The sequence below is a fragment of the Clostridium collagenovorans DSM 3089 genome (assembly GCF_900130005.1).
In the GTDB taxonomy this organism is placed as follows: domain Bacteria; phylum Bacillota; class Clostridia; order Clostridiales; family Clostridiaceae; genus Clostridium_D; species Clostridium_D collagenovorans.
This window is the reverse complement of sequence record NZ_FQXP01000011.1, coordinates 1-11,695: the sequence shown is the minus strand read 5'-3', so window position 1 is coordinate 11,695 and position 11,695 is coordinate 1. Positions and strand designations below refer to the sequence as shown.

General features: G+C 28.0%; 11 protein-coding genes. 9 read left to right on the top strand and 2 right to left on the bottom strand.

The features are described from left to right. Positions 1–189: 189 nt before the first annotated feature. From BUA48_RS15650 to BUA48_RS12600, 9 genes are all read left to right on the top strand, one after another. Entirely contained in the window at positions 190–360 is a 171-nt protein-coding gene (locus tag BUA48_RS15650) for a hypothetical protein (RefSeq protein WP_178138984.1), read from the top strand. A gap of 1 nt (position 361) precedes the next feature. Further along, positions 362–2,851: an ABC transporter permease gene (locus BUA48_RS12635; protein WP_072832433.1), complete on the top strand. Its 2,490-nt coding sequence runs from the start codon at positions 362–364 to the stop codon at positions 2,849–2,851. Positions 2,852–3,286: 435 nt separating this feature from the next. After that, positions 3,287–5,014 carry an oleate hydratase gene (locus BUA48_RS12630; RefSeq protein WP_072832432.1) on the top strand — a complete coding sequence of 576 codons (1,728 nt, stop codon included), beginning with the start codon at positions 3,287–3,289 and terminating at the stop codon, positions 5,012–5,014. Between the two features lie 527 nt (positions 5,015–5,541). Next, complete coding sequence (locus tag BUA48_RS12625; RefSeq protein WP_072832431.1) at positions 5,542–5,973, top strand: UDP-N-acetylglucosamine pyrophosphorylase; 432 nt, start codon at positions 5,542–5,544, stop codon at positions 5,971–5,973. A gap of 231 nt (positions 5,974–6,204) precedes the next feature. Further along, positions 6,205–6,978: a sporulation protein gene (locus tag BUA48_RS12620; protein WP_072832430.1), complete on the top strand. Its 774-nt coding sequence runs from the start codon at positions 6,205–6,207 to the stop codon at positions 6,976–6,978. Positions 6,979–7,003: 25 nt separating this feature from the next. Further along, on the top strand, positions 7,004–7,993 hold the full coding sequence (locus tag BUA48_RS12615) for an aldo/keto reductase (RefSeq protein ID WP_072832429.1): 990 nt from the start codon (positions 7,004–7,006) through the stop codon (positions 7,991–7,993). A gap of 338 nt (positions 7,994–8,331) precedes the next feature. Further along, positions 8,332–9,333: a CAP domain-containing protein gene (locus tag BUA48_RS12610; protein ID WP_072832428.1), complete on the top strand. Its 1,002-nt coding sequence runs from the start codon at positions 8,332–8,334 to the stop codon at positions 9,331–9,333. Positions 9,334–9,775: 442 nt separating this feature from the next. Continuing rightward, positions 9,776–10,237 (top strand): metallophosphoesterase family protein, encoded by a 462-nt coding sequence (locus BUA48_RS12605; protein WP_072832427.1) that lies wholly within the window; start codon positions 9,776–9,778, stop codon positions 10,235–10,237. Between the two features lie 101 nt (positions 10,238–10,338). Continuing rightward, entirely contained in the window at positions 10,339–10,818 is a 480-nt protein-coding gene (locus BUA48_RS12600) for a DUF308 domain-containing protein (protein ID WP_072832426.1), read from the top strand. A gap of 320 nt (positions 10,819–11,138) precedes the next feature. On the opposite strand, the gene BUA48_RS12595 is transcribed toward BUA48_RS12600, so the two are convergent. Both BUA48_RS12595 and BUA48_RS12590 read right to left on the bottom strand, forming a co-directional pair. Then, positions 11,139–11,363: a transposase gene (locus BUA48_RS12595; RefSeq protein ID WP_072832425.1), complete on the bottom strand. Its 225-nt coding sequence runs from the start codon at positions 11,361–11,363 to the stop codon at positions 11,139–11,141. Then, a complete protein-coding gene (locus tag BUA48_RS12590; protein WP_242944350.1) occupies positions 11,332–11,502 on the bottom strand; it encodes a hypothetical protein in 171 nt (56 codons plus the stop codon). The genes BUA48_RS12595 and BUA48_RS12590 overlap by 32 nt, the downstream gene beginning before the upstream one ends. Between the last annotated feature and the right edge of the window lie 193 nt (positions 11,503–11,695).

The following is an 11,695-nucleotide window of genomic DNA, read 5'->3' as shown; positions in this document are numbered from 1 at the left end:
GTATTTTTATTGTTATGGCTTTAGTATGTTTATTTGCTAGTTTAAATGCTTGCAAGAGTGTTTTAGATGAAAGTATAGTTGAAGGAGTCAAAGCAATAGAATAAAGAAATAGATATGTAAATGTAGGAAACCTTATGCACTATAAAACCTTCTAAATTTTAAATTTATAGTGTATAGGAGGAAATCAAAATGAGTTTATTAGTAACATCAAATTTTAAAAATACCTATGGAATAGTTAAGGAAAATAACTTAGAAGTTTTGAAGTCTATAAAAACAGCAGATAGAATTATAGTCTTAAAGGATGGAGTAGCATATGAAGGGGAAGAAACTTTAAATCCATTATCTATGGTGGATAAATAAAATGAAAAGTTTTTATGGTTTAATACCTCGTTACTTAATGAAGAATAAAAAGAGGAACTTATTTTTAGGATTAAGTATAATGTTCTCGGTTTTGATAATGACTTCTTTAAATATTACTTTAACAGAGATTATAAATGATAGCATAGAAAGAGATAAAAGACTATTTCCTGTAAATTATGATGCAATGGTTACATCTAGTACTGGAAATAAAACTGCTTTGAATGAATCAGAAAAATCTGAAATTGTGGATTCTTCTACTGAAGAGGTTTTTCTAGGAAAGTGTATCTTTAATGATCATGAGGATATTAATAAAAGATATCAGATGGATGTTTATGGATGCGAAGAAAATATAGAAGAATTTTTTAATATTAAATTATTGGAGGGCAGATATCCTAAAGATGATAAAGAAATAGTTTTAGAAAAATGGGTATTACCTTCTTTAGGAGAAAACTTAAATGTAGGGGATAAAATAAAATTAAATTTAAGGATTTCTACAGCAAATGGAAATGAAAATTATTTTGAAGAGGAATACACTATAGTGGGACTTATGGAATCTCAATGTAATGCAAAATTAAGTGTAGCTGGAACTAAGGCATTTGTAACGCATAAATTTGCGGAAGAAAATAACAAGGTACAATCTCACATAACTAAGTATTATAGGTTTAAGGAGGGAGAAAATTTAGTTCAAGGATATAATAAACTTCTTACGGTATTAGATTGTGAATCTATTAAAAGTGAATATAATATGGTGAGAGAATATTTGATTAGAGGAATTAAAATATTTGAAGGGGCTAAGTTAATATGTTTTAGTGTTATATCTTTAATATCTGTAGTATTAATTTATAATATGTTTAGCATAACAATATCCTTAAGGATGAAAGAGATAGGGATGTTAAAAGCCTTAGGTGCAGAAAAAAGGCATATAAGTTTATTACTTTTAGGTGAGGGATTGATAACAGCAATAATTTTTATTCCTATAGGAATATTATTAGGATGTGTAGGAGTTGAAGGACTTAAGTGGCTCACACTTAAAGAAGCCTATAACTTTAATGGTCTTTGCATAACTTCTGATGTAATAATATTGAGTAGTTTATTCTCTATTCTACCTGTAGTTTTAGGAAATTTAATCTGTACTAAGAAATTAAATAAAATCTCTTCAATAGAAGCTATGAACTATAAGGAAAGTGGAAAGATAAGTAATGTAAAAGGTGATAAAGCTTATAACGAAGAGAAGAAGTTTTATAACTTTATGGCAGTGAAGAATTTAAAAAGAAATAAAAGTAAGTTTATAAATACAGTGTTTTCTTTAAGCATAACAATAATAATGTTTATGTTAGTTAATTACATTATTAACTGTAGTAGCCCTGAACTTAAGAAACATATGATGAAGAGCCCTAATTTTATAATAAATACCTTAGGAGATAGTATTGGTGAAGAAAAGATATTAGAGCTAGAAAAGTTTGTGGGTATAAAAGAAGTAGAATACAATAGAGAGGTGAATAATGCATATATAAAAATTCCTAATGATAAGGTTACAGATGAAGGTAAGAAATATATTAAAAATATGGACAATAAAACTCTAGATAAGCCAAGAGAAAATCCTAATGAATATGTATTGAAAACTGAAAATTTAGGTTATAGCGATGAAAGGATTGAAGAGTTAAAATCTCTTGTTTTAGAAGGAAATATTAATATAGATGAGTTAAAAAATAACAACAAAATAATTTTAGCACAAAATTTAAATCATAACACCATTAGTAAATACGCAGTAGGAGATAAAATATCTATAGCAACAGGATGGGGAGATATACTTAATGAACCAAAGGAGTACGATATAGTTGCAATATTAGATTCTAAGACATTTATGCAAGAAGATATGTATAATACAACTACAATAATCATGAGTTATGATACTTTCATAAAGGATTACGGTAGCAATTCAATAAAAAAAGCAAGTGTTTATTTAAAGAATAACTCCTATTATGAAGAAGCATCTAAAGAGATAAATGAAAAATTCGATAAAAATAATTATGAAGTTAAAGATATAAAGAAAGAAGATATAGAAGGTAAAAAGAAAAATGTAAAGTTACTAACGCTTTTATATAGTTTTATATCAGTTTTAGCAATTACTAGTGTTTTAAATGTAATTAATATTATGTATATGAATATAACTTCTAGAAAAAAGGAAATATCAATGTTAAGAGCAATAGGTATGAGTAAGGATGAGGTTAAAGCCATGGTAGTTAAGGAAGGTTTCTATTATTGTATATACTCTTCAATAATAGGAATAAGCTTTGGAACCTTAAGTACTTATGTGTTCTTTCAATTAACTAAGAAGTCCTTTACAACAGGTATGGTATGGGTTTTGCCAATAGGAATAATTATAGGCATTTTTGCTATTATGGTTTTGATATGCTTATTTTCTAGTTTAAATGCTTGCAAGGGTATATTAGATGAAAGTATAGTTGAGGGAGTTAAAGCAATAGAATAAGGAAATAAAAGATCTCAATACAAATAAAAGTATAATTTTGTATTGAGATTTTTATTTGAAATTATATAGCTTTAAGTGAATAAATTTTACGAAAATTTATAGTTTTATGGTGAAATAGTAAAGTTAAACTAATATATATCAGTAATGTTTCTCCTTCATATTTATAAGTGTCTATTATTAAATAAATATAGCTCAATGAAAATGTAGATTGTTAATTGAAGCTTATGTATTATAAGAAAGTCTTAGTGTTACAAGCTTCAGGTAAATTAATCCAGTAAAAAGAATTAACTTTGAATATTATGAAAACTTTTTATTTAAGCATATATATTTGTAATATTTTTATACAAATCAGTAGAATTGTATAAATACAAGTTAAGTAGTTTAATCTATAATATTGAATAAGAAGTTTAAAGTTTAAGGTGGAGAGTGATTATTATGAGTAAACAATCAAACAAAAACAATAAGAATGTATTACTTGCATTAAGTGCTATAGTTGGAGCAACTGCTGTTGCTACAATAGGGGCTAAGAAATTAAAAGAGAAATCTCAAGTACCAAGAAGTTTATATACTTATACTGATCATGGAGATAAACAGGTTTATTTTATAGGTGGAGGCTTAGCTTCCTTAGCTGGAGCTGCTTACCTTGTAAGAGACTGCAGCTTTAAGGGTGAAAATATTCATATTATTGAAGGCATGCATATTTTAGGTGGTAGTAATGATGGTGCTGGAGATGCTATAAATGGATTTGTTTGTCGTGGTGGTAGAATGTTAAACGAAGAAACCTACGAAAATTTCTGGGAGCTGTTTTCTACTATACCTTCTTTAGATTTACCAGGTAAAAGTGTTACAGAAGAAATTTTAAACTTTGACCATTTACATCCAACTCATGCACAAGCACGTTTGGTGGACAAATACGGAATAATTCAAGATGTTACTACTATGGGCTTTAATAATGAAGATCGTATGGCTTTAGGAAAACTAATGATTACGCCAGAAGAGAAGTTAGATGATATGACAATAGAGGAATGGTTTAGTAATACACCTCACTTCTTTGAGACTAACTTCTGGTATATGTGGCAAACAACCTTTGCTTTCCAAAAGTGGTCTAGTCTTTTTGAATTTAAAAGATATATGGAGCGTATGATTTTTGAGTTTTCTCGTATTGAAACTTTAGAGGGTGTTACTCGTACACCATACAATCAATATGAGTCTGTTATTCTTCCATTAAAAGCTTACTTAGATAGCTTTGGAGTTGATTTTAGTATAAATGCAAAGGTAACTGATTTAGATTTTAAACCAGGTGAAGATATAACAGTAACAGCTATACACATAGAAGATGAAATGGGAGAAAAAATTATTTCCTTAAATCCAGGAGATGTGTGTATCATGACTAATGGTACCATGACAGATAATGCAACCTTAGGAGATTTGCATACAGCACCAGAATTTAAGCCAGAAAACCCAATGTCAGCTGAACTTTGGAGAAAGATAGCTAATAAGAAACCTGGTCTTGGAAATCCAGAGCCATTCTTTGATTATCCAGAGGAAACTAACTGGGAAAGTTTCACTGTAACTTGCAAAGGAAATAAACTTTTGAAATTAATTGAAAAAATTTCAACTAATATACCAGGTAGTGGTGCATTGATGACTTTTAAAGATTCAAATTGGTTAATGAGTATTGTTGTAGCAGCTCAACCACATTTTAAAAATCAACCTTTAGACACTACTATTTTCTGGGGATATGGTTTATATACAGATAGAGTAGGTGATTATGTAAGAAAGCCAATGAGAGAATGTACAGGTGAAGAATTACTTACTGAACTTTTACATCATTTACATGTAGAAGAGGAAATGGATGAAATAATGGAAACTGTAATCAATGTTATTCCATGTATGATGCCATATATAGATTCACAGTTCCAACCACGTAAAATGAGTGATCGTCCAAAGGTAGTACCAGAAGGATCAACAAACTTTGCAATGATAAGTCAATTTGTTGAAATACCTGAGGATATGGTATTTACAGAAGAGTATTCTGTACGTGCAGCAAGAATGGCTATTTATACTTTATTTGATGTGAAAAATAAAAAAGTTCGTCCAGTAACTCCTTATAAAAAGGATCCAAAGGTTTTAAAAGATGCTTTAAAAACTTCTTATAGATAATTTTAAGGCATAATAATTAGAAATAATATTTATTGAAATAAAACAAAAGACTTAAAGCTAATATATATGTAGCTTTAAGTCTTTTGTTTTGTATTTTTTCACAACAGTGATAATAGAATCTATAAAAGTAGAAAGATTAAATTCTTAGGGGAAATCTTAATTTTAATATTACAAAATTGCTATGGAGAAATTAAGTATGATGGAAATAATGTTTAATTTTAAAATAAATATATAACTCATATAATTTAAGTTTTTTTAGAAAACTTTATATTAGAGAGTGTGTAATAAATATAAACATCTTATGTATTATAATTTTAGAAAATATGTAAAAATCAAAATAATAAATATCTATAAATAACTATTATTAATTACTTTGATTAAATAAGCATAAGGATATATAATAATAAGTAAGAAAACATATTAAAATAATTTAGTCAGAAATTAAAAAAATAGATTATTAAGATGAAAAGGAGGATTTAGTGAGTAGGGTATTTAAAAAGTACAATACAGCTCACTAAAAATAAAGGATGAAATTAGAATTAAATATATATGAATTAGGGCAAGCTCTTAAGAAATTAGAAAAAGAGTATGGTTTAAATGTAGTAATAAAAATGAATTTAAGTGGTGGCTGGATGACTATGTCTGGTGAAGCATTCATTGAAAAGGTTCCTAATATGCTTTTATTAGGTGGTAAAGCTAAAAGTAACAATATAATAGACATAAGAATAAAAAATCATTGTGAAGAAGGTACTATTATGAAACTTACTGGGGCTAAGGATAAAAAGTTTACTGTAGATTTAGAGCCAGCTAGATATATAGAGTTATGTCCTAGCAACATAGGTTCCGATAATATAAAAATTAATGAGAAAGAAAGTAAGCTAAAAATAGATAAGGATCTATTATTTAGTATAAAAGCAAGTAATGAAGAGGTTTTAAGTATAATAAAATCTAAAAAATAGTATTATCACTAGAGCTTAAGGTAAGATTTTGGTAAAATAATATATAAAAAGGTTGTAGAGATATCTAAGGGGATTAATATAGGTATTTATGACTTAAACAATGAGGCTGTGGCAATAAGAATAAATTTCATAGTATATTGTGTTTTTAATCAATTTATAAATACAATGGTGTTATACGTGAATTTATTAATGCAACAGCCACATTTTATATCTTGAGGAGGGGACTGAAAAATGGGTTTTTTTAAGAAAACATTAGCGACGACAATGGGTGTAGGTGGAGCAAAGGTGGATACAGTATTGAAAAACAGCACTGTTGTTCCAGACGGAGTTGTTGAAGGCGTATTTAAAATTAAGGGTGGAAAGGTTGAACAAAAAATAAATGGTATCATTATAGATTTATCAGTAAATTATACTAGTAGTTCTGGTGATTCAAAGGCACGTTTAACTTATACTTTACCAAGTATAAAATTTCCACTTAAACATGTAGTAAAACCAGGATCATATCAAGAGGCAGCATTTTCATTTAGATTAGATTATAATTTTCCTATTAGTATCAAAAAGCATAAAACTAAACTTAAAACTAGATTAGATATAGAGGGTGCTGTAGATGATACTGATGGAGATGAATTAAATGTAGAAGCTAACATATATATGCAAAATGTCTTAGATGCTTTTAAAAATCTAGGATTTAAGTTAAATGAAATAGAAAATGAACGTAAATCTATTAAAGGACGCTTACCAATACTGCAAGAGTTTGAATTTATTCCTGTTAGTGGAAAATTCAAGAGGAAGCTTGATGAAGTGGAACTTATCTTCACAGGAGATTCTACGGGAATTAAATTATTTATAGAAGTGGATAGAAAGGTTAAGAATCCAACGTTTCTATGTGAATTATTTGAATTAGATGAGAAACATGTTAACTTGTATTTCTCATATAGTGAACTTCAAAACAAAAAATACATTGAAGAGTGTATATATAACTTAATAAAAAAATATGCTAAGTAATTTATAAATCTAGGGGGATTACACTATGTATTCAGCACAGGAAAATAGATATGAAAATATGAAGTACAATAGATGTGGTAGAAGTGGATTAAAGTTACCAGCTATATCCTTAGGATTATGGCATAACTTTGGGGATATCGATAATTTTGATAATGCACGAAACATGATCAAAAGCGCCTTTGATTTAGGAATTACACATTTTGATTTAGCTAATAATTATGGGCCACCTGAAGGTTCAGCAGAAATCAACTTTGGGAGAATATTAAAAGAAGATTTTAAAAGTTATAGAGATGAAATGATTATTTCTACAAAAGCTGGGTATAAAATGTGGGAAGGGCCTTATGGAGATCATGGCTCTAAAAAATATTTAGTTTCAAGCTTAGATCAAAGTTTGAATAGGTTAGGACTTGATTATGTGGATATATTTTATCATCACAGACCTGATCCAGAAACACCACTTGAAGAAACAATGCAAGCTCTTGATTTAATAGTTAAGCAAGGTAAAGCTTTATATGTTGGAATTTCTAATTATGGAGCTGAAGAAAGTAAAAAAGCAATAGATATATTAAGAGAACTTGGAACACCATGTATTATAAATCAAGTTAATTATTCAATTTTAGATAGGTGGGTTGAGGATGGGTTATTAGATGTTCTTGAAAAAGAGAATGTTGGTAGTATAATTTATTCTCCTTTATCAGAAGGAAGATTAACTAATAGATATCTTAATGGTATACCAAGTGATTCACGTGCTGCAGGGGCAAGTGTATTTTTACATGAAAGCGATATTACTAAGGAGCTACTAATAAAGATAGAAAAATTAAATGATATTGCTGAGAGTAGAGGGCAGAAATTATCGCAAATGGCTTTGTCATGGATATTAAGACGAGATTCTATAACATCTGTACTTATAGGTGCAAGTAAAGTAAGTCAAATAGAAGAGTGTGTTAAATGCATTGATAAATTAGAATTTAGTGAAGAAGAGCTTGAATTAATCGAAAACATAGTTAAAAGATAGACAGTGTTTTGAGAATATAAGTTAATATAAGTATATATATGTATTAAACTTAAAATAAATGGGATTTTAAAAAATAGAAATTATGTCCAATGAAAAAAGTGGTAAAGGAAGCTCGTCCTACTAATAAGGCAAAATACCATGCTTTGTTAGTTTACCATAAAAGGATAATGATTCATTTATAGGCGCATATATCATTGATTAGAAATAATTTATCCTAAGAAAACCCCGAAAAATATGATATAACTTTACGTAAGCATTAGAAAAAGTAAAAAGTACTTTAACTAATAAGATATTGGATTCCTATGATGAGTCCGAAAAAATAAAGAGGAGTGGTACAGATGAAAAAGAAACTAATTGCTATAATGTTAACAGCTACTATAGTAGGGGGAGTAAGTACACAGGTATATGCTGATGGTCCTAATTGTACAGGAGGCAATTGTGTATCTCAATGTTCACAAGGTAATTGCACAACAACCAAGGGAAATTGTCAGAAAGATTGTAACTCGGTATATAACGAGGATATACTACTTAATAATAAGTTAGGTAATAATTGTGATGAGTCTAGAATAGATTTAAGTGGTGTTGGGTCTATAAATGATTTAAAAGGAAATTTAAAAGAATTTATAAGTGAGGTTCATAAATTTATAAACTCTATAATGGGTAATAATTCACAGGGTAATAAACCAAATTGTGAAAGTGGAAATTGCGATGAGAATAGTGCTAATAATAATGAAGGTGATTCAAATGGAGGAACAGAGAATAATAAACCTGAGACTGAAAAACCTCCAGTTGTAGAAGCTCCACCAGTGGCACAAGAAAAACCACAAACACCACCAGCTACTGAAAAGCCAAAACCACCAGTTGCTGAAAAACCAGCACCACCAGTTACGGAGAATAAACCAACTGTAGAAAAACCACAGACTCCAAGTAACGATAAATTTATGGCGGCAGTAGAAAAAAGAATATTTGAAAGAGTTAATGAAGAAAGAGCAAAAGCAGGAGTACCAGCTTTATCATATAATGATACTATGGAAAAATATGCTAGAATAAAATCTCAAGATATGGGTGATAGAGGATACTTTGATCATACAAATCCAGAAGGACAACTAATTACTGCTAAAATGCAGCAAGATGGAGTTTCTTATAGAGCTTGGGGAGAAAATATAGCTTACATAGGTGGTATGTCTGATGCAACAGCTTTAGCAGATAGCTTTATGAATAACTGGATGAATTCTCCAGGGCATAGACAAAATATTTTATCAAACAACTTCTCTAGTATAGGTGCTGGTGTTTATAAAATAGGAAATCAGGTTTATGCAACTCAAGAGTTTTATAGATAAAATATATTCTTGTATTTAGTATAAAACTAAATTAATAAATTTAATCCTCTTTAATCAATATGTACAAGCGTTGCTGTATTTGATTTAAAGAGGATTTTTTACTATAAAATTTTATTGATACTAGTATTTTATTACTTGTATATATTTTAGTTAATATTAAGAGTGAAAAAATACATACTAAAAAATATATACTATAAGAGTAAAAAAATACAGAGTTATAAAATAAGAAGGTTCTTGATAAATCTGAGATAACAGTAAGGCAAAGATATAGTATATATATTTTAATAAAGAATCTTCGATGTGTTCAGATTTATTTTTAGTTATTAAATGAATTTAGTTAAAAGCATAAATTTATATAGTTAATTAAAAAATATATAAGAGAAAAGGGAGGATTAGTGAGAAAAGTATATTTGAGAGAGGATGTCTCACTAAAGATTAAAATATGAAAGAAGTAAAGATAGGTATAATATCGGATACGCATGGTGTTCTTAGAGAGCAAGTATTGGAAAATTTAAGAGAATGTGATTATATTTTTCATGCAGGTGATATTGGTTCTAAAGAAATTGTAGATAAACTTAATGAAATAAGTAAGCTTATCATTGTTAGAGGTAATAATGATAAAGAATCATGGGCGGATAAGATTAAAGAAAATGAAGTAATAGAAATAGAGGGGTTTAAAATTTATATGGTACATAATAAAAAGGATATTCCTAAGGAGGATAGCTCCATAGATATGTTTATATATGGACATTCACATAGTTTTTCTACAGATATAAAGGAAGGAGCTATATATTTTAATCCTGGGAGTTGTGGTAAAAAAAGATTCTCACTACCATTAACTATGGCTATAGCACATTTGAAAAATAAAAAAATTAGAATTGAAAAAATAGAAATTATGGCATAAATGAACTTAACTTCTAAATAATAAGTGAGTGTATTTATAAGAGAATTAGCACAAACTTATATTGATATGTATATATTAAAATTTTATTTAGAGGTGAAGTTATGGAAAAGATGCTTGGAAAGCTATTTATTTTAGAAGGTGCCATATTAGGGTTACTTGGCTTTATATTTTTTACTAATCCAGTTGATTCACTTTTAACTATAACTAATATTTCAGGATGGATTTTTTTAATTCTAGGAGTAGTTGTATTAGTAAAAGAAAATAGAAATATCCCTATGGGAATAATTGATATTCTATTTGGTATTACCTTAATTAGTCTTCCTATAACTAGTGTAGATATTTTAATTGTAATATATGGATCATGGTCAGTGGTTAGAGGAGTAATTTTACTTGCTTTAACTGTTAAGTACAAAGGATTTAGTTTAAACCTTGGTACTATATACTATTTTATTTTAATAATTTTAGGAGTTGTTATACTTATTAATCCTACAGCAACTTTCTTATCTATACCATATATAATAGGTACTTATTTTATAATAAGTGCAATATGGGAGTTATATATAGGATTTAAAATAGATTAACTTAGTTAAATATATTTAAAACCTTTAATAATTAATAAAATAAGTATAAAGGTTAATTCATAAGATATATTTAATAATTGAATCTGTTAGACTAAACTGTTTATATAGTAAAAATAAATGGAAGAGAAGTCTATTCCATTTATTTCATGGGTTATTTGAACATAGTTTCTACAATCCTAAGAGTATTCTTTAAGAAATTTATTAAATAGAGCACTGGATAATATTGAAATAAAAAATTATACAATTGAAAATATGAAAATTAAAGTATTAAAGACGTCAAAACTTTCACGGTTCTTTCTAATGTTATTAGATAAATGGAATTAATATGAAATTCCATTTATCCTTTTTAAATTTTCTAATTGAATAACTTTAGATCTCAATAACTCAAAATTATTGCGTCCATACATTATTCTTTTTATAGTCTTTAACTTATTTACACTGCCTTCTGCTAGTCCATTATTATAATCTAGTAAAATTGCATTAACTATTGAATTATAATCATTTTTAACACCCTTAATGTATCCATCTAATTGGATGAGAAACATCTATAGCAGCCTTGAAACTAATAGATTCATCTCTTACAATTACTTTTAAATTGGGATACTCCTTCAGCCATGTGGCAACATCTTTAGCATCTCTTGAATCTAATATATCAACAATACATCTTGTATTTATATCAATCATAATAGTTCCATATGTATGTCTTTTTTTAGTAGCAAAATCATCAATACATATATGAGTTATTTTTTCTTTATCTATTTTAAATGGTTTTTTTTTAGGTAGTTACAGATAGAGCTTTTCCTTATACTCACTGTTGATTCGCTTAAATAAGCACTAGCTGAAACAGAGCTCTGAGTTAGTGAAACACGAATAACTT

Bases quoted from the DNA above. Each gene is read 5' to 3' on its own strand.
- BUA48_RS12625 (WP_072832431.1), top strand. From the start codon at position 5,542: ATGAAATTAGAATTAAATATATATGAATTAGGGCAAGCTCTTAAGAAA.
- BUA48_RS12635 (WP_072832433.1), top strand. From the start codon at position 362: ATGAAAAGTTTTTATGGTTTAATACCTCGTTACTTAATGAAGAATAAA.
- BUA48_RS12600 (WP_072832426.1), top strand. From the start codon at position 10,339: ATGGAAAAGATGCTTGGAAAGCTATTTATTTTAGAAGGTGCCATATTA.
- BUA48_RS12620 (WP_072832430.1), top strand. From the start codon at position 6,205: ATGGGTTTTTTTAAGAAAACATTAGCGACGACAATGGGTGTAGGTGGA.
- BUA48_RS12630 (WP_072832432.1), top strand. From the start codon at position 3,287: ATGAGTAAACAATCAAACAAAAACAATAAGAATGTATTACTTGCATTA.
- BUA48_RS12590 (WP_242944350.1), bottom strand. From the start codon at position 11,502: ATGATTGATATAAATACAAGATGTATTGTTGATATATTAGATTCAAGA.
- BUA48_RS15650 (WP_178138984.1), top strand. From the start codon at position 190: ATGAGTTTATTAGTAACATCAAATTTTAAAAATACCTATGGAATAGTT.
- BUA48_RS12615 (WP_072832429.1), top strand. From the start codon at position 7,004: ATGTATTCAGCACAGGAAAATAGATATGAAAATATGAAGTACAATAGA.
- BUA48_RS12610 (WP_072832428.1), top strand. From the start codon at position 8,332: ATGAAAAAGAAACTAATTGCTATAATGTTAACAGCTACTATAGTAGGG.
- BUA48_RS12605 (WP_072832427.1), top strand. From the start codon at position 9,776: ATGAAAGAAGTAAAGATAGGTATAATATCGGATACGCATGGTGTTCTT.
- BUA48_RS12595 (WP_072832425.1), bottom strand. From the start codon at position 11,363: ATGTTTCTCATCCAATTAGATGGATACATTAAGGGTGTTAAAAATGAT.